This window comes from Arthrobacter sp. E3 (assembly GCF_017353415.1).
Classification (GTDB): domain Bacteria; phylum Actinomycetota; class Actinomycetes; order Actinomycetales; family Micrococcaceae; genus Specibacter.
The window spans coordinates 1-20,385 of sequence record NZ_JAFMPX010000024.1 but is presented as its reverse complement, the minus strand read 5'-3'; the positions used below and the strand labels follow the sequence as shown (position 1 = coordinate 20,385).

17 protein-coding genes and 1 pseudogene are annotated in these 20,385 nt (G+C 61.8%); 4 read left to right on the top strand and 14 right to left on the bottom strand.

All coding sequences use genetic code 11. From position 1 onward, the window contains the following. Positions 1–58 precede the first annotated feature (58 nt). From JMA46_RS11190 to JMA46_RS11175, 4 genes are all read right to left on the bottom strand, one after another. Positions 59–2,104 carry a chloride channel protein gene (locus tag JMA46_RS11190; protein ID WP_207345415.1) on the bottom strand — a complete coding sequence of 682 codons (2,046 nt, stop codon included), beginning with the start codon at positions 2,102–2,104 and terminating at the stop codon, positions 59–61. A 191-nt stretch (positions 2,105–2,295) separates the two neighbouring features. Further along, positions 2,296–2,850, bottom strand: a complete 555-nt coding sequence (locus JMA46_RS11185) for a YetF domain-containing protein (RefSeq protein ID WP_207345414.1) — start codon at positions 2,848–2,850, stop codon at positions 2,296–2,298. Positions 2,851–2,863: 13 nt separating this feature from the next. Continuing rightward, the gene (locus JMA46_RS11180; protein ID WP_207345413.1) at positions 2,864–3,370 is read right to left on the bottom strand and encodes a tetratricopeptide repeat protein; all 507 of its coding nucleotides are present in this window, start codon (positions 3,368–3,370) and stop codon (positions 2,864–2,866) included. A gap of 37 nt (positions 3,371–3,407) precedes the next feature. Continuing rightward, a complete protein-coding gene (locus tag JMA46_RS11175; RefSeq protein WP_207345412.1) occupies positions 3,408–4,301 on the bottom strand; it encodes a rhodanese-related sulfurtransferase in 894 nt (297 codons plus the stop codon). A gap of 79 nt (positions 4,302–4,380) precedes the next feature. On the opposite strand from JMA46_RS11175, the gene JMA46_RS11170 reads away from it, so the two are divergent. Then, complete coding sequence (locus JMA46_RS11170; RefSeq protein WP_207345411.1) at positions 4,381–5,094, top strand: GNAT family N-acetyltransferase; 714 nt, start codon at positions 4,381–4,383, stop codon at positions 5,092–5,094. Positions 5,095–5,118: 24 nt separating this feature from the next. Further along, on the top strand, positions 5,119–7,449 hold the full coding sequence (locus tag JMA46_RS11165) for a DEAD/DEAH box helicase (RefSeq protein ID WP_207345410.1): 2,331 nt from the start codon (positions 5,119–5,121) through the stop codon (positions 7,447–7,449). A 137-nt stretch (positions 7,450–7,586) separates the two neighbouring features. On the opposite strand, the pseudogene JMA46_RS17475 reads toward JMA46_RS11165, so the two are convergent. From JMA46_RS17475 to ssd, 7 genes and pseudogenes are all read right to left on the bottom strand, one after another. Continuing rightward, positions 7,587–7,907, bottom strand: a pseudogene (locus JMA46_RS17475) (Rv3654c family TadE-like protein); the annotation flags it as partial. Continuing rightward, positions 7,894–8,415, bottom strand: a complete 522-nt coding sequence (locus JMA46_RS17230; protein ID WP_247647244.1) for a TadE family type IV pilus minor pilin — start codon at positions 8,413–8,415, stop codon at positions 7,894–7,896. The gene JMA46_RS17230 and the pseudogene JMA46_RS17475, both read right to left, overlap by 14 nt. Positions 8,416–8,551: 136 nt before the next feature. Further along, entirely contained in the window at positions 8,552–8,869 is a 318-nt protein-coding gene (locus tag JMA46_RS11150) for a DUF4244 domain-containing protein (RefSeq protein ID WP_207345409.1), read from the bottom strand. Between the two features lie 236 nt (positions 8,870–9,105). Further along, entirely contained in the window at positions 9,106–9,720 is a 615-nt protein-coding gene (locus tag JMA46_RS11145) for a type II secretion system F family protein (protein ID WP_207345408.1), read from the bottom strand. Between the two features lie 2 nt (positions 9,721–9,722). Next, positions 9,723–10,604: a hypothetical protein gene (locus tag JMA46_RS11140; protein ID WP_207345407.1), complete on the bottom strand. Its 882-nt coding sequence runs from the start codon at positions 10,602–10,604 to the stop codon at positions 9,723–9,725. After that, positions 10,601–11,854: a TadA family conjugal transfer-associated ATPase gene (locus JMA46_RS11135; protein ID WP_207345449.1), complete on the bottom strand. Its 1,254-nt coding sequence runs from the start codon at positions 11,852–11,854 to the stop codon at positions 10,601–10,603. The genes JMA46_RS11140 and JMA46_RS11135 overlap by 4 nt, the downstream gene beginning before the upstream one ends. A gap of 2 nt (positions 11,855–11,856) precedes the next feature. Next, entirely contained in the window at positions 11,857–13,116 is a 1,260-nt protein-coding gene (gene ssd, locus JMA46_RS11130; RefSeq protein ID WP_207345406.1) for a septum site-determining protein Ssd, read from the bottom strand. Positions 13,117–13,246: 130 nt separating this feature from the next. Between ssd and JMA46_RS11125 the strand changes: the two genes are divergently transcribed. Continuing rightward, on the top strand, positions 13,247–14,977 hold the full coding sequence (locus JMA46_RS11125; protein WP_207345405.1) for a bifunctional 3'-5' exonuclease/DNA polymerase: 1,731 nt from the start codon (positions 13,247–13,249) through the stop codon (positions 14,975–14,977). Between the two features lie 39 nt (positions 14,978–15,016). On the opposite strand, the gene JMA46_RS11120 is transcribed toward JMA46_RS11125, so the two are convergent. From JMA46_RS11120 to JMA46_RS11110, 3 genes are all read right to left on the bottom strand, one after another. Then, positions 15,017–15,637 carry a CoA pyrophosphatase gene (locus JMA46_RS11120; protein ID WP_247647248.1) on the bottom strand — a complete coding sequence of 207 codons (621 nt, stop codon included), beginning with the start codon at positions 15,635–15,637 and terminating at the stop codon, positions 15,017–15,019. A gap of 71 nt (positions 15,638–15,708) precedes the next feature. Next, on the bottom strand, positions 15,709–16,545 hold the full coding sequence (gene nth / locus JMA46_RS11115; RefSeq protein ID WP_207345404.1) for an endonuclease III: 837 nt from the start codon (positions 16,543–16,545) through the stop codon (positions 15,709–15,711). A 3-nt stretch (positions 16,546–16,548) separates the two neighbouring features. Beyond that, complete coding sequence (locus tag JMA46_RS11110; protein ID WP_207345403.1) at positions 16,549–17,988, bottom strand: hypothetical protein; 1,440 nt, start codon at positions 17,986–17,988, stop codon at positions 16,549–16,551. A 360-nt stretch (positions 17,989–18,348) separates the two neighbouring features. Here JMA46_RS11110 and acs point away from each other — a divergent pair, with 360 nt between their 5' ends. Then, positions 18,349–20,325, top strand: a complete 1,977-nt coding sequence (gene acs / locus JMA46_RS11105) for an acetate--CoA ligase (protein WP_207345402.1) — start codon at positions 18,349–18,351, stop codon at positions 20,323–20,325. The last annotated feature ends 60 nt before the right edge of the window (positions 20,326–20,385 follow it).

Here is a 20,385-nt window from a genome sequence, read left to right as displayed (position 1 = left end):
ACTCTACGCCGATAGGGCGCAGGATGCCTTTCCCCTGCACCATTCTGGGCGAACCCTGTCAGCCTGGTGCAAGCAGCGCGCGGACGGCGGCGAGCATGTTAACAGGGGCCAGCACCGAGACAAGGTCGCCCGCACACAACTCCACGGATCCCGCAGCCAGTAGAGCCTCTTCTCCACGCCGCACAGACAGCACGATGACGCCGTCGGGCAAGCCGCGCTCGGCCAGCGTATGTCCTGCCAACGGGGAGGACTGCGCCATCCTGATGTACGTGATCCCGGAGTCAGCGCTGACTTGCGCCACGATCCGCTCATCGGAACGCAGGGTCGCGTGGTAGGCACGCACCACATCGCCGATGGCGAGGATTCCGCTGACGCGATGCTCGTCGTCCAACACGGTCAGCCACCCGTGTCCCTCCGGCAAGGCGTCAATAGCCTCGCCCAGGTCGGCGCCGTCTGACACAGTCGGGGCTGCAGCATCAACGCACCGCTCAATAGTCGTGTCATCATCTGCGGTGAGCTTGCGCAACACGGCCATATAGACAGTGCCCTGAAAGCGGCCGTCGGTGTCGACGGCGGGCGCCCCTGGCACGAACGCAGTCTCCAACTGAGTGATGGCATTGGATACCGTCATGTCGGTGGTCAGAAGCACGCGGGGCTTGACGGCGGCCTCGGCTACCCCGACGCGACCCAGAAGCGGCAAGCCAATGTGCAGCCGCGCGGATTGCGCCTCGGTGCGGTCAAGCAACTGACTGCGATAGATGGTGGCATCCGTGCGGCGCACCATCAGGTAGGCGATGCCAACAGCCACCATAGCCGGCCCGAGGATCGTGAGGGTCCCGGTCATTTCCGCGACCATCAACATGACGGCCAGAGGTGCGCGGGCAATGGCACCAAAGCACGCCATCATTCCGACGATCACGAACGGGGCCGGGGAGAGCGGCACACCCATGCCCTGTCCCAGTGGCTCCACCAGCCGCCAGAGCGCAGAACCGGCGAAGCCGCCGATCACTATGCCGGGACCGAAAATTCCCCCTGATCCGCCTGTTCCAATTGACAGCGAGGTCGCGAGGATCTTCGCGAACGGCAGCACGAGCACGATCCATAGTGGCAGCGCCATCAGCGTTGAACGATCCAAGGCCTGCTGCACCCAGCCATAGCCGGTGCCCAGTACCTGTGGGACAGCCAGCGCCAACAGTCCGACGGCCAGTCCTCCGATCGCGGGACGCAACATTCTGGGCACTTGCAACCGCTTGCTCAATCCAGCAATCGAGTAATAGGACTTTGCGTACGCCAGACCCACGAGACCGGCAGCAACTCCGATCACCGCGAACCACAGCAGTTGGATCGGCTGATCAAAGCGGTAGTTAGAGGCGGTGTAGCCGAACAAGGGCGTGAAGCCCTGAAACAGTCCCCACACCGTGTAGCCGACACTTGACGAGATCAGGCCTGGAACGAGGGCCTTGACCTCGAAATCCTCGCGATATATGATTCCGGCGGCTAGTACCGCACCGCCCAACGGCGCACCGAAGATTGCCCCGATGCCGGAGCCGATTCCCATTGACACAGCGATGCGCCCATCTTCCGGTGACAGATTCAGGGTGCGGGCCAGCAATGATCCGAACCCGGCGGAGATCTGTGCCGTGGGGCCTTCACGGCCCCCTGATCCGCCCGACCCGATGGTGATGGCGGATGCAATCATCTTCACGATGACTGCGCGGGAACGGATCATGCGCGGGTTGCGGTGCACCGCGTCGATGGCGGCATTGGTCCCGTGGCCTTCTGCCTCGGGGGCAAAAATGTACACGATCGCGCCGGACAGCAACCCGCCCAAGCACACTATGATGGGGATCAACCACCATGTAGGGAAGTGCGGGGTACCCAAAAAACCGTCTTCGGCCGCAGGTTGTGGGACGAAATATCCACCGATCAAGCCCAAAAAAACGTGGCTTGCCAAGCGGAGCAGTGAGTAAAATGCAACGGCACCCAAGCCTGCGATGATGCCAATAAAGGTGCCCAGCACCAACCACTTCTGAAGGTACCCTGCATAGCTGACCCACCTGCCGAGGCCGGCGCCAACGCCACGCAATCGCACACGTATGCTCAAGTGTGGAGCGCTAACCGTCGTCATCGCTGTCGGTGCAGCCTAGTGCCCAGTAGTACGCTGGCACTCATTGCTAGGGCTCTTCGCATGCGATCTCCTTGGTATCAAGGATAGTCTCAATCGGCCTCTGTGCAGCCTTGGTACGGCGGGGTTTTAAACCCGGACTCCCTGCTGGCAGGGGTGATAGTGGCCGGTCAGTATCGGGTCACTGCCAGAAACGATGCTGGCACCAGCTCCGCTCCTTTCACGTTCTTGAGGAACTCCGGTTCGATCGGAAGGTCCGAGCGCAGCACGCTGATTTCTCCTGTTGACTCGAGGATCACGCAGGCAACTTCCGAGCGGCTGCGGATGCCGGCCAGACGCAGCCGGGCAGTGATCTCGGCCTCGGAGACATGGGTTCTTCGCAGATTCGCCGCAACGAATTCGCTCCCCGCCATGAGTAAGTATGCGCTGTTGTTGACCGCAGCATGGCCCTTGGGGAAGCGGCGCAACTGCCCGGTGAGTGCCTGCAGCACCAGCAGTGTGACAAGACCCAAGGCGCCAGCCACCAGTGTGGGGGTGTAGCCGAGGATTGCGCGTCCGACGACGGCCCCAAGCGCCACGGCCGCGGCCAGATCGAAACTGGTCAAGGTCGCCATCGTACGTTGTCCCATGAACCTGATCAGCAGCAGCACGAGTGCGTAGAGTGCAACTGCGGAGAGCACCACACGGGCCGCATCGCCCCAAGTCAATCCAAAATCATTCCACATGGTGATACCTTCCTCAGGAACCTGTTTCGCTTCCGTCAAGAGAGCGAATGTGGGCTGCATTGCCACTGATAGCAGGTTTGTATCGATCAAGGTCGGGGCCGTGAACCAAGTCCACGGCCACCTCAAGCAGTGACGCCAAGGCGTCGTTAGGCAGCCCAGCGGCATGAAGCGTAATGGCTTCGAAAACTCGCAACGCAGCGGATTCCGGAAACTTCTTGCGGGCTGCTGCAAAAACCTTACGTGATTTCTCGTACTCGCCCACGTTTCTGAGCGTCGATCCGTACTGAACGTAGCACCGGCGAAGCAGATCATCCGCCAACCCGGCTGCAAGGGCGCTCTCGTAGAATCCAAGTGCCGTTTCTTCCATACCTGCCGTGTCGTAAGCACCGCCGACTTCGTAAAGCACCCTGGCATTATCGAAATGGGACGCATGGATCAGCAGCAAAGCATCGATCGTGGGCCGCATATTGCCCCGGTCCCGGTCAGAGATGATACGGTCCAGCTCGTGGTCCAAAGTCATGATACCCATTCTCCCACGCAGGTTAAAGGGAGCGCAGTCAGGCGCTGCAGCCTTGAGGGCAGAGCAGCGTTTCCGGGGCGCTGGCGCAGTTGGCGCAGTAGAGGTTCAGGTTGCGACAGCTGAGGTTCGAGCAGTTTTCAAACTTGTTGCTGGGATTGTTGCAGCGGATGCAGTGGCCGATTTCTTTGGCTTCGTCGCTAAATTCCATGTGCATACGCTTGTCAAACACGTAAAGCGAGCCTTCCCACAGGCCCTTGTCCTTGAACGTTTCGCCATAGCGGACTATGCCGCCGTCCATCTGGTAAACCTCCTTGAAACCACGGTTGACCATAAGAGAGCTGAGGACTTCGCAGCGGATGCCGCCGGTGCAGTAGGTGACAACTGGTTTGTCTTTGAGGTCGTCATACTTGCCGGAGTCCAGTTCCTTGATGAAGTCATGGGTGGTGGCAACGTCCGGGACAATGGCGTCCTTGAACTTGCCAATCTGGGCTTCAAAGGCATTGCGGCCGTCAAAGAACACCACTTCTTCACCCTTGGAACCCTTTTCGGCGACGAGCTCGTGCAGTTCTTCGGGCTTGAGGTGCTTGCCGCCGCCCATCACGCCGTTCTCATCAATTTTGAGTTCTCCCGGGGCGCCAAAACTGACAATTTCCTCACGGGCTTTGACGCTCAGGCGCGGGAAGTCCTCGCCTGAGCCGTCGGACCACTTGATGTCAATGTTCTTGAAGCTCGGGTACTCGCGGGTGGATTTTAGATATTGTTTGAGGTCCTTGATGTCGCCGCCGACGGTCGCGTTGATACCGTCCTTGGAGATGAGGATGCGCCCCTTGAGGTTGAGCTTTTCGCACAGTGCGCGCTGCCAAAGCTTGATCGCTTCCGGATCGCTGAGAGGAGTAAAGCCGTAAAAGAGCACAATTTTGTTCAAAGCCACGTGTTAAAGCCTACGTTGTGCAAACAAATGCTTCAGCTTTTTGGTGCTCGCTCCCGCCATCCGGACATAGGCTGGAGACATGATGGTTGGTTCCACGGAGCTTGCAGCCCACGCAACAGCATGGTTCACGGGTTGGAGTGCGCTGCGGAGCTATCAAAGTCGCTCTGGACCCGACTTCTGTGCAGCCCTGCGCTTGGACAGCACCGGCGATTGGGAGTACTTCACCGCCGCACCGACACCGGCAGCATTCGCCACCGTTGCTGCGGAAGTGACGGAGTCCGCCCAACGAGCGCTGTGCGTCATCGGACCAGATATTCATGGCTACGTCGATTTGGCTCATCAGTCAGGAATGGGAATGGTTTCCAACTCCGAACATCTGATGGCTTGCGCTATGGAGACCCAAGACAACCAAGATCCATTCCTAGGCGACCCTGAATTGTCGCTGACGGTGCGAAAAATGGGAGGGAAACGAAGTGCATCCCCCTGCCATGCACGTTTCACTGTGGCCATCATCAGGGACCATGCGGTGCTGGCCAGTGGCAGCGTGGGCATCTATGGTGAATACGCCATCTTTGATGACTTGCAGACCCACGTGGACCACCGCCGTCGCGGCTTCGGCATGTTAATGATGAGGACGCTGACGGCTAGAGCACTTGACTACCCCATCACCACGGGTTTGCTGTTGGCCAGCACCAGCGGCCAGCGCTTGTATTCCAAACTTGGTTGGCGCAGCCTGAGCCCGGTCACGGTTCTGGTACCCAAGGAACGGCTCGCGGAGATGGCCAAGCTGTGATGGACACGGTGGCACAATGATGGGGTGTCACCCAATAATTCGCTGATCTCGTTGCTGGGCGGGGGAACAAACCCTCCGCAACTGCAACATGTCCACAACATTCCGGCCAGGCAGGCAGTCAATACACCTTGGCCGCAATGGGTGCACCCTGACATAGTGCGGGCGTACTCGTTTCTGGGGGTGGACCAGCCGTGGCGCCACCAGGTGGAAGGGGCCGAGGCCGCCCACCAGGGACGCCACACCATCATCGCCACCGGCACAGCCTCCGGCAAGTCATTGGCCTACCAATTGCCAGCCATTGATGCGGTGCACAGGGCGCAGCTAAAGGTGAATGAGAACCCCGGTCTGCTCGAAACCGAAGGTGCCGTTGCCCTATACCTTTCCCCCACCAAGGCACTGGCGGCAGACCAGCTGGCAGCACTGAACTCACTGCACCTGCCCACCTTGCGTGCAGCCACCTACGACGGCGACACGGCCCCGGGTGATCGACGCTGGCTTCGCGATCACAGCAATTTCATCCTGTGCAATCCCGATATGCTGCACTTTGGTGTGCTGCCCAACCATACGTGGTGGGCGCGTTTCTTCAGACGGCTGCAATACGTGATCATCGATGAAGCCCACAGCTATAGGGGCGTCTTTGGTTCACATGTGGCGGTACTGTTGCGCCGGTTACGGAGAATCTGCGCCCACTATGGTTCCACTCCCGTGTTTATTGGGGCGTCCGCCACTTCTGCGGACCCTGGTGAGTCTTTTGCCCGCCTGATTGGTGCGCCCGTCATTACCGTGACCGAGGACTGTTCCCCCCACGGGGCCACCACAGTCGCTTTATGGGAACCTGAGCTAACGGATTTTGCCGGCGAGAACGGAGCCAAAACCCGGCGAACGTCGATTGCCGAGACTTCTGATCTGCTGGCCAACCTTGTTTCTGCGCACGTGCGGACGATCGCCTTCATCAAGTCACGGCGCGGCGCCGAAACCATTGCTTCCGTGACGAAACGCCTGTTGGAAGAGGTCGATCCGAGCCTTCCGCCACGCGTGGCTGCCTACCGTTCGGGATACCTCCCAGAAGAACGCCGAGAACTGGAGGCAGCTCTCCGGGCAGGGAACCTGCTGGGGGTTTCCAGCACCTCCGCTTTGGAGCTGGGCATCGACATCTCCGGCTTGGATGCTGTTTTGGTAGCCGGCTGGCCAGGTACCAGAGCTTCTTTCTTCCAACAGATTGGCCGAGCCGGAAGGGCCGGCCAAGACGCGCTGGCCGCTTTCGTTGCCAGCGACGATCCTCTTGACACGTTCCTGGTACACCACCCTGAGGCCATTTTTGACAGGGCAATGGAAGCCACGGTGTTCGACCCCGCCAACCCCTATGTTTTGGGTCCGCATCTGTGTGCAGCAGCCGCCGAAATGCCCCTCACCTACCAGGACTTGGACATTTTTGACGCCAGCACACCAGCCCTGCTCGATCAGTTGGTGGCGCAGGGGTACCTGCGCAAGCGCCCGAGCGGCTGGTTCTGGACCCATCCGCAAAGCGCCGCAGCCATGGTGAACCTGCGTGAAGATGGTGGTGGGCCCATCAACATCATCGAGGCAGACACCGGAGCCCTGTTGGGGACCATGGGATCACCGCAGTCCCACTATCAGGCTCACACTGGTGCCGTGTACGTCCATCAGGGCACGAACTACATGGTGCTGGAACTCAATGAGGCCGAGCATTGTGCCTTGGTCCGCCGGGGCACCCCCGACTTTTACACCACTGCCCGCGACGTCACCCAGATCGAAGTCCTTGAGTCGACGAAGCATCAGCTCTGGGGACCGGTGGAAATGCATTTTGGTCCCGTCCAAGTGCGCACCCAAGTCGTGTCCTTTCAACGCAAGGCCGTGATGTCCAACGAAGTTCTCGGCGAAGAACCGTTGGAACTGGAGGCCCGTGACCTCTTCACTAAAGCAGTGTGGTTCACCCTCGACAACGCCACTTTGTTGGCCGGTGGACTCGTGGAACCACAATTCCCCGGTGCCCTGCATGCTGCCGAACACGCGGCCATCGGGTTGCTGCCCTTGGTGGCCTCCAGCGACAGGTGGGATGTTGGCGGTGTCTCCACGGCCATGCACGCCGACACCGGCCAGCCCACAATTTTCGTTTACGACGGCCATCCCGGCGGGGCCGGCTTTGCTGAGCGAGGCTTTGACATGGCCAGAATCTGGCTCAAGGCCACCATGGAAGCCATTCAGGCTTGTGAATGCCCGTCCGGCTGCCCCTCATGCGTGCAGTCCCCCAAATGCGGCAACAAAAACAACCCCCTCGACAAGGCGGGAGCAGTCCTGTTGCTGAAGGTCCTGCTCGACAACGCACCGCGTTGACATTCAGATGGCAAGTCCCGGCACCACCTGAAAGCCGCAGGCAAAGCCAACGGACGGTACGGGCAATTGCTGCTAACGCCAATCAGCGACACCGACACGCTGACCGGATGAACGGTATCTGGAGGAGGGCCTGCCCTCGCGCTGCCGTGTGCCGGCCACGGCAGCGAAGTACCAACAGAAACTCTCACTTGAACAGAGCGGTCCCCTGCCAGCATGCACTCCTGCAATGTTGCCCCGTTCCGTTCCGAGACTTCTGCGGCGAGCTGACAGGGCATTCCTTGACTCAATCCCCTGAAGGCGTCGGCGGCGGCAAGGGCTGCCAAGTCCGCAGCGGTCGCCGCCCGCGCGGCTGCAGCGGCCGCCTGGCCAAGTCCTAGCACCAGAGCCATGAGCAGCAGCACAGCCAGGGCCAGACCGGCAGCCAGCATGGTCCCCGCGCCCGACTCATCCGTGGACATGCAGCGCTCCCCTCCAACTCATCGCGCTGGCCGAGCACTGACCAGTTGCGAGCGGGCACTCGGGAGTCCGCGCCCATCGCCACAGCGACGACTTGCGTACGGCAAATCCTCGCAGCAACGGCATGACGCCGGAATCTGAATCCACTGCCGGCGGTCGGGTGTCCGCTGATTGAGCCTTCAGCGGCCGGCCGGTGGATTCAACCCGGGCACTGGCGTGTGCGGATTGCGTCCAAGGCACAAGCCCGGATAGCGCCCCACCCACCCTGCCTTGGACCGTGACGCTCGCATAACCGCCCGAACTTCCCAACGAAACGACGGCAGTTCCTCCGGCCACGGTTGCCACAAGTTCGAGCACCTGCGCCGACGAATCACCGCGCGCCAGCGCCCTTGCACCCGCTCTGGCCCCCTCCTCCAGCCGCAGCTGGAGCATGCCCGCAGCAACGCTGAGCATCAGCAATGCCACCAGCACCGTCACGGCAGGAAGTACCACTGCCAGTTCGGCGGTCACGGATCCTCGCACGGGCTCCACCCTGCGCAGGCCACAAGAATGGACATCAGTGAGCCTCTGTCTCTTCACAACCTTCAGCTCCTCCGCTGACTCAGGTGGCCGTCGCATGATCACTTGCCCCGATTCGCTGTACTAGCTAAAAGCTCAATGCCGTGCGTATGACATTGAGCAGAAAGCCGCGGACTTCATCGCTCTTGAGAATCACGACGAGCAGTCCGGCAAACCCCACGGCAGCCAACGTAGCGATGGCATATTCAGCAGTTGCCATGCCGTTTTCCATTCCGACCCTGGCCCGCTTCGCTAGTGACCGACGGCTGCCAGCTTGGGCTCCACTGCCATGGTTCCGCACGGGTGTGCTCCGGCTTGCTCCGGGGAAGATTTCCCGAATGTTGCCGGTGTCCGTGGCACAGTGCGTGCCGGTTTTGATTTCCTGTACAGCTTCACTGCTGTTCATTTCGACTCCTTGGTTCAGGGTCCTCCTGAGCCGGAAGACCCGCCAAGGACAGTTGCACAGTCCCCGGCATCGGTACCGCCCGGGCCCACATGCGGCCGTCGGTTCACACTGAACCGGCGTCCTTGCCCAAGCTGATGAATCAACTCTTGTCCTTGTCCAGCGCTGGCGAAAGACCACTTTGCTGATTCGTGGAAGAGCCTGCGGCCAGCCGTGCTTGTGGAGGAACCCATGCGGACCTAGAACTGCGGAATCATCGCCATCACCACCGGGACAACACCCAAAGCGATAAAAGCTGGCAAGGCACAAAGTCCCAAAGGCAGCACCAGCTTCACGCCCAGCGCAGCTGCACGCTTCTCTGCAAAGCGGCCAGCCAACCGCCGACACTGCTGTGCTTCGGCGTACAGCAGCGGGGCCACTGAGGCTCCTGTCAGCGCCCCGAAACTCAAGGCGTCGTGGATTTGGATCATGTCTGCGCGCAGCAGCTTGCCGTCCCAAGAGTCATCCCAGGACGCACCAATCTCCAGACCGGCCACCACCTGCAGCAAGCACCCGCGAACTCTTGGCTCGGCCACCCCTGCCACCACCCGCAGGGCACCTTGAACGGTGAGTCCTGATTCCAATGCAGTTCCCAATAGTTCAAGCAGCAGCGGGACTGAGGCAACTCCGCTTGACGGACTAGGCGTCGCTGCGCGGCCTGAGCCAATCGCGGACCCAGCTGCCGTTCGGCCCCCGGGATTCGTGCTACGACGCTGTGCGCACGCAACCAAGCCTCCACCGTCCATCCCGGCAGGTCCGCCCCACACGCTCAAAACCGCCAGAGCCGACAATACAAAGACCAACACTGCGGCCATGCTCACCACCCCCGGCCGGACGCGAAGGCTCTCTTCAGCTTGTTAGCCGCCGCACTTTGCCTCGGCGTGAGTTCCGGAGGACGGGCAGCACCAGTGATCATCCGCGCAGACCAGATCCTTCCAACCAGTGAAAACAGGACACCTGCGGCCAGCACCGCCCAGCCAAGCGGGCTGCCCAACAATGCACCGATTGGATCCACTCCCATGACGATGCCCAGCCCCAACCCAATAGACGGCAGCCAGCTCAATAGCCTTACTGTTGCGCGTGGTCCTGCGAGTGCAGTTTCTCGCAACGCAACAGCATCCTGTTCTGCTTCGATGGCCTGTGCAAGGCGGTCAAGGATTGCGGCGACGGGTGCCCCACTGCCCTCGCACACTTCAAAGCAGGCAGCCACGTCAAGCCACATTCTGTGCTGTTCCGCTGTCATGCCCGGCCCACGCCTGCGGATTCTTAGTCGTCCAGAGGGCACGGTTGCCATACCGCAGGAATTTCGTATGGCTGCTGCAGTGGGCATCCCCATCAATGTTGCCCGCTGCACCGCAAGCACCATCACAAGGACGGCATCGTCGGGCATGCCAACGGCACTCCCCTCCGCACGGAACGGTGGAACAGCAGGGCTAGCTGTGGGGCTCCGTGCCTGCTGCATCGCCAGCACCGGGGCCAAGGCTCCCCACACCATGGGCCCCGACCGGCCCGCAGCCAACAGCGACGCCAGCTGCCGAACCAGCCGGGGAAGCGATTCGGCTGCGTTCAGTCCGGTACGGCCGGTTGCTTTGCGAGCACTCCCATCTCCGCCATGATGGGGAACACGCCAAGTTGAGCCTCCAAGGACAGCAAGGAAGCATGCTGCCGCGGCCAGTGCGAAGACCAATAGTGAGCTCATGTCGGCACACCGAAGTGCTGGGCTGCATCGGGAACGAGCGGAACGTCGTCGTGCGTCAAACTCAACTTTTCAGCCAGTGCCAGCCAAGCGGGGCCCTGCACCAATTCGGTGGCACCCTCCGGCGTTGTGTGGCGGGAAAGCGCCGTCACCACTTTCATCCGGCTCTCACGTAGATCGACCATGGCAATCTCAGCGACAACGCGACCACCGTTTGTGCGCGTCAGGTGGATGACCACGTCCAGTGCGCTGGCAGCCTGCAGAAAAACTGCCTCAGGGCTCAGTCCGGCGAGCGCACCCAGAGCTGCCAGACGCGCTGGCACGTCGCCGGCACTGTTGGCATGGATGGTTCCCCCACCTCCGCTATGGCCGGTGTTCATCGCCATGAGCAGTTCACGCACTTCTCTGCCGCGGCATTCGCCAACAATCAACCGACCTGGATTCATGCGCAATGCTTGGCGCACCAGTTCCGCCAAATCCAAGGCCCCGGCCCCTTCGGCGTTTTCATGGCGGGCCGCAAGTGTCACCACATGCGGGTGCTCCGGCTCCAGCTCAGCCGCGTCTTCTATGAGCACCAACCGTTCTGCGGCCGGGCACAATCCCAGGAGGGTTGAAAGCAGCGTTGTCTTCCCAGCCCCAGTTGCGCCGCTAATCAGAAAGTTCAGCCTACGCTCAACGATGGCGGCCATCACCTGTCCCATCAAAGGTTCCACGCTGCCTGCTTCGACCAGCTGGGCGAGTGTGAGCACAGTTCGGCGCTTAATCCTGATGGACAACAGCGTTCCGGCGGTCGAAATGGGCGGCAGCACGGCATGAACTCTGTACCCGGCGGAAATTCTCACATCCACGCACGGGCTGCTCTCATCCAGCCTGCGTCCGCTGCTTGCCACGAGCCTCACTGCAAGGGCACGGAGTTCACTCTCATTGGAAAATCCCACAGGCACCCGTTCCGGTCCGGCCCCACGGTCCTGCCACACCGAATCAGGTGCATTGACGAAAATATCTGTGACGGCTGGATCATTCACCAGACCTTGGAGGGGGCCAAGCCCGTTGAGTTCAGCTGCGATCCGTTCCATGGCCACGAGCGAGCCAGCCGCCCCCAGCAACCGTCCACTTTCCCGAACAGCGGCTGCGACCTGTAACTCCGTCACCGGACCAGGCTGCGCCAAAACGTTGCGCCGGACAGCCTCGAGCAACTGTAAATCGATTGCCCCGTCCCAAGGACTGCGCACGCCGCCGTTGGGCAGCGGCATGCTCATGGGAGCCTCCGCTCCGTGGTCCGCCCATCATTTGTGGACTCCCCAGCCATCCATTCCAAGACACTGGAGACAAGCCTTCGCACTGCCCGGCGCCGCAGAAGCTCGGGCAGACGCTGGGCTTCCAACGCCTCGGCCACCCCACGCAGCGCAGGAACCCAACCCACCAGAGGCAGCCCAACGGCAGCAGCCACCATGGCCGCATCAAGCCCCTCAGCCAGTGGTCCACGCACGACCGCGGCAGCGGGCATGGGCGCCATGGTCGCCAGCATGTGCAAGGTTGCTGCTGCAGCCCGAATACGGCCCGGAACCACCACGGCCAAGCCGTTGCATTGCGGGGTAAGCTCCGCAAACGCTTCAGTGTTGCGGCCCAAGTCAACCACCACAAGGCCATACGCCCCACGGGCAGCCCGCATGACTTCCCCCGCAGCAGAGCGTGCCCCGGATCCTGGCCCGGCGCGAGCATTCCTGTCCTTCCACAGCTGCGCCGTTCGCAGCACCTCCGGTGACCCGGTGGATACCGCGGCCCAGGGCTCTGCGGGTGGCATGGGCCCGGCGGATTCCTGCTGAAAACCGCTACCCCAGGAAAGCAGGGACAGGTTACCCAGCTGCGGCAGGGATATGGCGAGATGCTCCGGGTTGATCGCCCCGGATGCCTGCAAAAGCTCCTGCCAGCGCAGGCCAGGCACGTCAACGGCCGCCAATGCGGTGCACAATCCACCTCCCCAAGGGTCGCCGTCGACGAGCAGCGTCCGGGTGCCAGCCGCCGCAGCCCCTGCCGCAATCAAGATGGAAAGCGTGGATGCCCCAGCCCCGCCACAGCCACCTGCAACACCCAACACTCCCGCCCCAGCGACGGGATTGCGCAAGAAACTCAAGTAGTTGGCCAACCACGGTGCTGAATCAGGCAAAATGGCCACCCTGTCAGCGCCCATCCGCTCAGCCTGCTGCCACATCTGCGCCGCGTCCGCGCAGAAGCCCACTACTGCTGTGGGCCCGCGCCATCCCGCAAGTCCTGCATCAATGGCTGCACCGGAGAGTATCTCCGCGTCGAAAAGCACAGCAGCAACGTCATCCCACCTACCCGCCACCTGTTCAAGGCTTTGCCCGACCAACAGTTCAACAGCCGCAGCTGCGCTGACCTTTCCAACAGCCCCCTGCAGCTCTGCGGACGCCGAGAGCAGCACAACCGTGGTGTCTCGGTGCGGCAGCCACGGCGCCACTGCCGGGCCGGGCGAAGGAATCTGGCTGCTTCTCATGGCACAACTGTGCTCTTGCCTTCGCAGCAACTCCATCGTGCATAGCCCGAAAGTGGAGAAGTTGGACGTTGGGGAAGGCTGTGGAGGAATAGGCAGGCATTCATCGGGCCCACAGTGGAGAATAGAAACTATGTACGCATTGTTGGCCAAGGGCTCCGCTGCTTCCACCGCCGTGATCCAGCTCAGGCACGACGACGGCACACCAGCATCAGATATCCGAACAGTCACCCATGCCGCCTTGGAATCAGCCGTACGTGAGACTGAGGCCGCCCACCATCCTCGCTGGGTGTGGGACAGGGCTGCCAGCTGGTACCCGGAGTTGCTGGCCACCAATGTGCGGGTGGAAAAATGCCATGACTTGGCTTTGTGCCAAAGCATTCTGCTGCACTCCGAATTTGCCGCAGCCAGCGCTTACCGCGAACATGCCACAGCCTTGCCACGCGAGGCCGATCCGGCCCGCCAAACCTCCATCTGGGGTGCAGCCGGTGCCGGTCAGGAAAGCCTGTTCGACGCCCCGGCCACCGTCGCCGCCCCGCAGGCTTGGGATCTCGACACCGTGGCTCGGGAACTGGGCGCCCAAAAAGCTGCCGTTGCTTCCTCCACCCACCCTGGCAGGCTCACACTTTTGCTCATTGCCGAATCTGCAGGTGCTTTAGTGGCTGCGGAGATGCAATATGAAGGCATCCCTTGGAGGGAAGACCTGCACAGGAGGCTGCTCAATGACCTGCTTGGCCCGGAACCCGTCAACCATGCCCACCCGGAAAAGATGGAGATGCTGGCGGCACAGTTGCGCACCGCCTTGAACGCGCCATCATTGAATCCGGACTCTCCGCAAGATCTGATCCGGGCGCTGCACAAGGCTGGGATCGGTGCGAAATCGACCAGGAGCTGGGAACTGATGGAGTTCAAGCACCCTGCCATCGAACCCCTGCTGGCGTACCGAAAACTCAGCCGACTTTTCACCACCAACGGCTGGAATTGGCTTCGCCAGTGGGTGCGGGAGGGTCGTTTTCATTCCGAGTACGTGGTGGGTGGAGTGGTGTCGGGGCGGTGGGCTTCCCGCGGGGGCGGAGCTATGCAGATTCCAGCACAGATAAGGGGCGCAGCCGTCGCGGATCCTGGATTCACCTTGATTGTGGCCGATGCAGCCCAACTCGAGCCCCGAGTCCTGGCTGCACTGGCCCAAGACACGGCCATGGCCGCAGCAGGCCAAGACCCGAGCGGTGCGAACGCGGACCTCTACGCCGGCATTGCAGCCCAAGGCTTTGGCGGTGACCGCAGCATGGCCAAAATTGCGCTGCTGGGCGCCATTTATGGCTCCACCACTGGAGAATCAGGCAGGCTGGTGCCGCAACTTGCCCGCATGTACCCCCTGGCATTGGACTATGTGGAACAAGCCGCCCGGGCAGGTGAACGCGGCCAGTGTGTGAGCACCTTTCTCGGGCGCAGCACCCCTCCCACCACTCAGGAGTGGCACGATGGCCAGCGCAGCTCCTCTGCCGAGGAACAACGCCGAGCAGAATCCGCTGCCCGCTCCCGGGGCCGCTTCACCCGCAACTTCGTGGTCCAGGGAACAGCCGCTGAATGGGCCCTTTGTTGGCTGGCTGAATTACGACGTCGGCTCCGGGCCTTGGCGGCCAGCTCGCCTGAGGTTGGGGGCGTGCAGGTGGACGGCACCCCTCAGCTGGTGTTCTTCCTACACGACGAAGTCATGGTCCACTGCCCCACTCCTCTGGTAGAGGAAGTCACTCGGTTGGTACACGAATCCTCACAGGCAGCCACGGAATTGATCTTTGGCAGGATCCCGCTGGAATTTCCTGTCAATGTCAGTGTTGTGCAATGCTATGCCGACGCAAAATAAGGGTTTTTCGTTGCCCCGCCCGGTTGGGTTCTGTGCCAGCTAGATGGGTGCAGGGATTTCCCGGTTCTCATCCCACGGCACTGCCCACTGCAAATCGTTAAAAACGTAGTTCAGTATCCCAGCAGTGAAGCCCCACACCACCACACCATTGACCACAAATGCCGGCCCTTTGTAGTTGTGGCCTTCACGTGCCAGAACAGCAGTGAAACGGTTTTCAGGATCCAGCAGGTCCCTTACTGGCACTCTGAAAACCTGAGCCGACTCGCCATAGTCGACGACGTCGACGGGGCTTTGCCTGGACCACCAACCGAGCACAGGAGTGACCAAAAAATTACTGATCGGCAGGGGCACATCAGGCAGCAGACCCAGGACGTCAACCCCCAACGGGTCCAGTCCGGTTTCCTCCTGCGCTTCCCGCAAGGCTGCAGCCATGATCGAGGCATCATCAGGCTCCACTCCCCCACCCGGAAAGGCAACCTGCCCGGGGTGGTCCGTGAGAGTTGTAGCGCGCTCAATGAGCAAGATGTCCAGATCAGCCGACACCAACGGCTTGGCCGAAGCGGCTGGCACGTCGTCCAGTGCCCCAAACAACATCAGCACGGCCGCTTTGCGGGTTGTTGCACCATCCACCGGGGGCTGCCAATCGGAGGGGCGCCCCAGCCGTTCGGTGCCAGGGAGTGCCGCACCCAAGGCAGCCTTTTCTGCCAAGGCCACCAGATCTGTGTAGGCGCTCACAGCTTGACGTTCTTGACGTTCTTGGCTTCTAATTCAGCGGATCGGACCGCCCGTTGGGACTCCTGACGGTACTGGGCCGCATTGCCCACGTCAGCGAGCATGCGTGCCAGCAGTTCCTCCTGCCCGGGTGCCAGCTCGTACTTGAGCAGCTTCGCAGCCTTCAACGGATCCACTTCACCGTCCCCGTACGACGGGCAAAGGTGTGCAATGGGGCAGGCACCGCACGCGGGCTTGCGGGCATGACAGATCCGACGTCCATGGAAAACAACGCGGTGTGAAACCATCGTCCAGTCTTTGCGTTCAAACAAAGCCGCGACATCCGCCTCAATCTTCACCGGATCCGTGGACTCGGTCCAGCCAAAACGGCGCGCAAGGCGAATGAAGTGCGTGTCCACGGTGATGCCTGGTACCCCGAAGGCATTGCCCAGCACCACGTTGGCAGTCTTTCGCCCAACTCCGGGCAGCGTGACGAGAGCATCGAGGGAACCTGGCACCACGCCGTCATGCTCATCAACCAGGCGCGTGGCCAGGGCCAACAAATTTGCGGCCTTGGCCCGGTAAAACCCGGTGGATTTGACCAGTACTTCAAGTTCAATCTGCCGAGCCTGGGACATCGCCAGCGCTGTGGGAAACCTGGCGAAAAGTCCGGGAGTGACCGCATTGACGCGAATGTCGGTGGTTTGCGCCGAAAGCACCGTGGCAACCAGCAGCTCGAACGGGTTCCGGAAATCAAGTTCGGCGTGAGCATAAGGGTACAGCCGCGCCAACTCACGATTAATTTTCCGGGCTCGGCGCTTGCGTCCCAGCGCCGTTTCCCCGGCAACAACAACCATGGGCTACTGGCTGTCCGAAGCGCGCTCTATCCCCACCAGATCAAGCAGAACACCTGTCTTGCCGTGGCTGTCCTGCACGATGAAACTGTTTCCGCGGTCCTCAAGGGCCAAGATCCATGTTCCGGGAACCAGCTTGAAGAGGAATTTGCGGGTCTTCTCGTCAATCACGTTTTGTGGACGGTCAACGGCAAACCAGAACGGTTCAACGCTGATGGGTGCAGCCGTGGACCTCGGGTTGACGGTGGCTCCGATGCTTTCCTTCGTCGCTCCTGCCACCTGCGGATTCAGCGTGGTGGCGGCTGCACTGCCCTGCTTCGTGCCGCTTTGGTTCGAGGTGCCCTGTTTCGTGCCGCTTTGCTGTGACCCGCTCTGGCGAGGGCCGCTACCGGTTGCGGCGCCAGCGGGAGTCGATTCGACGGCAGGCTTGTTAGCGTCAGGAGTCTTTGCCGGATCCTGCTTGGCGGCCGACTTCGCTGTGGAAGCGCTTTCGGTTCCAGCCGGTGTGCTTGCTGCGGACTTGGTTGCGGCGGACGCAACTGGCACTGCTGCGGCAACCGACTGTGCTGCTGCGCTGCTCGTTGCCCCGGCTCCGGTTCCGGTTCCGGTTCCGGTTGAGAATGCTGCAGGTTGGTCTGCCCCCGTGCTGGAACCCGCAGCAGCGGCTGGTTTGGCCGCGGTGGATTGGGCCGCGCCGCTCTGGGACTGGCTGGTTTCCTTCGCCGGAGTGAAGATCCGGCCAGCGGATGCATGGCTGGAGGCCTGCGCACCTGCCCAGCCACCAGCACCCTGCACGCCGGACGCCCCTTGGTTGCCCGTCCCCTGCGTGCCCTGGCCGGTGCCAGCTTGTGCACCCTGTTGGGTGCCGCCCTGGCCTAAGCGGGCTCCGGCGGCGTCCGCGGGCTTGGTTGCAGATGGCCGCTTGAGTGCAGGAACGGCATCCCGCGCTGCCACGTGGGCAGGAATTTCGGCGCGGCCAACAAAGTCGGAGGCCAACATGGGGATCCACTGTGCGCAAGCCGTGCCGGCCAGCAGCAGCAACGAACCAATGAGGCCTACAAGATACGAGACGCCGAAGTTGGTGACGGTGCCGGTGAAGAAGAAGAAGGTCGCAAAGGCGGCAACCACCGATGCAAACTGGTCAATGGAGAGCGAGCCAAAACGAACCTTGCTCTCCGGGCTCAACCGGCGGGCCAGGAAAAGCCCGCCCACAGCCAGCGGCAAAAGAACCCCGATGCCAATGTAAAAGAGTCCACCGGTGTTCCACAGGTTGAAGCTGCCCGCAATGGTGGAAACGATCGGCACCAGTGAAGCAATGAATATGATCAATACCGATACCAGGACCCACACGTCCCTAATGGTCAGCGGTCCGGCTGCTGCATGGCTGGGCCCTGCACCTGCGATGCTGGTGGCGCTCTGTGCAGAAGGCGTGTGTTGCTCTGTCATGGTCCTACTCCTCAAACTCACGATTGTCTCCCAGCCTAGTTAACGGAGACTGGCAACACTAGCCAGCCACAGCTTAATCGACGCAAAATGCGATAAATGGGGGCGCTGCCACGAGGCTGCTCATCCTCGGCTCAGCGTCAGCGTCATGCATTTGGGCGCAGATATGACCCCATTGACCCCACGAGGCTGTGACGACAGACACGTTTTAAGATCAGAAGCGCTACAGTTAAAGTAGGAACAATACGTTGTCCGAGCAACCATCCCGCGCACTGCCGCCACTCCTTTTTGCTGGAGTTGTAGTGCACTGCCACCGGTGGGAACCTGCAGGGCATCAGCTGAGTAGGAATGAAGGGATATTAGATGTCTGAGGTCACAACCGCAGCGGCAGGCCAAGCCGGAGATGCATTGGAGAATCTGCTCAAGGAGAACCGAAAGTTTGCTCCCAGCGCGGAATTTGCCGCCAACGCGATTGTTCACGGCGATGAGTACGCAAAGGCCGACGCCGACCGTCCCGCCTTCTGGGGCGAGCAGTCCCGCGAACTCCTCTCTTGGAGCAAACCGTTCACCAAGACCCTTGACTGGAGCAACCCTCCTTTTGCCACGTGGTTTGAGGACGGCGAAATCAACGCCGCCTATAACGCCCTTGACCGCCACGTTGAGGCCGGCAACGGAGACCGCGTAGCCATCTACTTCGAGGGCGAGCCCGGGGACACCCGCACCTACACCTATGCGCAGCTCACGGAAGAGGTCAAGAAGGCCACGAACGCCTTCGAATCCCTCGGTGTAATCAAGGGCGACCGCGTCGCCGTCTACCTGCCCATGATCCCAGAAGCCGTCATCACACTGCTCGCCTGCGCCCGCATTGGCGCCATCCACTCAGTGGTCTTTGGCGGCTACTCGGCCGACGCCCTGCGTTCACGCATTGACGACGCGGAAGCCAAACTGGTGGTCACCGCCGACGGCACGTTCCGCCGCGGCAAGCCCAGCCCGCTCAAGCCCGCCGTGGACGAAGCACTCAGTGCGCCGGGGCACTCGGTGCAGAACGTGGTGGTGGTTAAGCGCAACGGCGAGGACGTCAACTGGGTTGAGGGCCGCGACGTCTGGTGGGATGACAGCGTTGGCACCGCCTCCACCGAGCACACGGCAGTGGGCCACCCCGCCGAGCACCCGCTGTTCATCCTGTACACCTCCGGCACCACAGGCAAGCCCAAGGGCATCCTGCACACCACCGGTGGCTATCTCACCCAGACCGCGTACACGCACCGCGCCGTCTTTGACCTGCACCCCGAAACGGATGTTTTCTGGTGCACGGCCGACGTCGGATGGGTCACCGGCCACTCCTACGTCACCTATGCACCGCTCATCAATGGCGCCACCCAGGTCATGTATGAGGGCACCCCGGATTCCCCGCACCAGGGACGCTTCTGGGAGATCGTGGAAAAGTACAAGGTTTCCATCCTCTACACGGCCCCCACGGCCATTCGCACGTTCATGAAGTGGGGCGAGGACATCCCCGCCAAGTACGACCTCTCCTCCATCCGCCTGCTCGGTTCAGTGGGCGAGCCCATCAACCCGGAAGCGTGGATGTGGTACCGCCGCGTCATTGGCGCTGACAAGGCACCCGTGGTGGACACCTGGTGGCAGACGGAAACCGGCGCCATCATGATCGCCCCGCTCCCCGGTGTGACCGCGGCAAAGCCCGGCTCCGCTCAGGTTCCGCTACCCGGCATCGCCGTGGACGTCGTTGACGAACTCGGCGCATCGGTGCCCAACGGCCACGGCGGCTACCTGGTGATCCGCGAACCTTGGCCGGCCATGCTGCGTGGCATCTGGGGTGACAACGAGCGCTACCAGGACACCTACTGGTCCCGCTTTGACGGCATGTACTTTGCCGGCGACGGCGCCAAGTGGGATGAGGACGGCGATGTGTGGCTGCTGGGCCGCGTCGATGACGTCATGAACGTCTCGGGTCACCGCCTTTCCACCACGGAGATTGAATCCGCCCTTGTCAGCCACCCCTCGGTGGCCGAGGCTGCCGTGGTTGGCGCTGCCGACGAGACCACGGGCCAGTCCGTTGTGGCCTTTGTGATCCTGCGCGGCTCCGCCGTGGAAGACGCCGACATTGTCACAACGCTGCGCAACCACGTTGGCCACGAAATTGGGCCGATCGCCAAGCCCAGGACCATCCTGGTGGTTCCGGAACTCCCCAAGACCCGCTCCGGGAAGATCATGCGCCGCCTACTCAAGGACGTGGCCGAAGGCCGCACCGTGGGGGATGCCTCGACGTTGGCGGACAACACCGTAATGAACCAGATTGCGGAGTCCCTGCGCAAGTAGTTCAGGACCGCACAAAGCGCAGCGTGGGGGGGGCCCCCCCCCGGGGGGAGGCGCCCCGCG

Excerpts from the sequence above, each read along its gene's own strand:
- JMA46_RS11150 (WP_207345409.1), bottom strand. The coding sequence starts at position 8,869 with ATGAACAGCAGTGAAGCTGTACAGGAAATCAAAACCGGCACGCACTGT.
- JMA46_RS11135 (WP_207345449.1), bottom strand. The coding sequence starts at position 11,854 with ATGCCGCTGCCCAACGGCGGCGTGCGCAGTCCTTGGGACGGGGCAATC.
- JMA46_RS11140 (WP_207345407.1), bottom strand. The coding sequence starts at position 10,604 with ATGAGCTCACTATTGGTCTTCGCACTGGCCGCGGCAGCATGCTTCCTT.
- JMA46_RS11185 (WP_207345414.1), bottom strand. The coding sequence starts at position 2,850 with ATGTGGAATGATTTTGGATTGACTTGGGGCGATGCGGCCCGTGTGGTG.
- JMA46_RS11180 (WP_207345413.1), bottom strand. The coding sequence starts at position 3,370 with ATGACTTTGGACCACGAGCTGGACCGTATCATCTCTGACCGGGACCGG.
- JMA46_RS11170 (WP_207345411.1), top strand. The coding sequence starts at position 4,381 with ATGATGGTTGGTTCCACGGAGCTTGCAGCCCACGCAACAGCATGGTTC.
- JMA46_RS11145 (WP_207345408.1), bottom strand. The coding sequence starts at position 9,720 with ATGGCCGCAGTGTTGGTCTTTGTATTGTCGGCTCTGGCGGTTTTGAGC.
- acs (WP_207345402.1), top strand. The coding sequence starts at position 18,349 with ATGTCTGAGGTCACAACCGCAGCGGCAGGCCAAGCCGGAGATGCATTG.
- ssd (WP_207345406.1), bottom strand. The coding sequence starts at position 13,116 with ATGAGAAGCAGCCAGATTCCTTCGCCCGGCCCGGCAGTGGCGCCGTGG.
- nth (WP_207345404.1), bottom strand. The coding sequence starts at position 16,545 with ATGGTTGTTGTTGCCGGGGAAACGGCGCTGGGACGCAAGCGCCGAGCC.
- JMA46_RS11125 (WP_207345405.1), top strand. The coding sequence starts at position 13,247 with ATGTACGCATTGTTGGCCAAGGGCTCCGCTGCTTCCACCGCCGTGATC.
- JMA46_RS11110 (WP_207345403.1), bottom strand. The coding sequence starts at position 17,988 with ATGACAGAGCAACACACGCCTTCTGCACAGAGCGCCACCAGCATCGCA.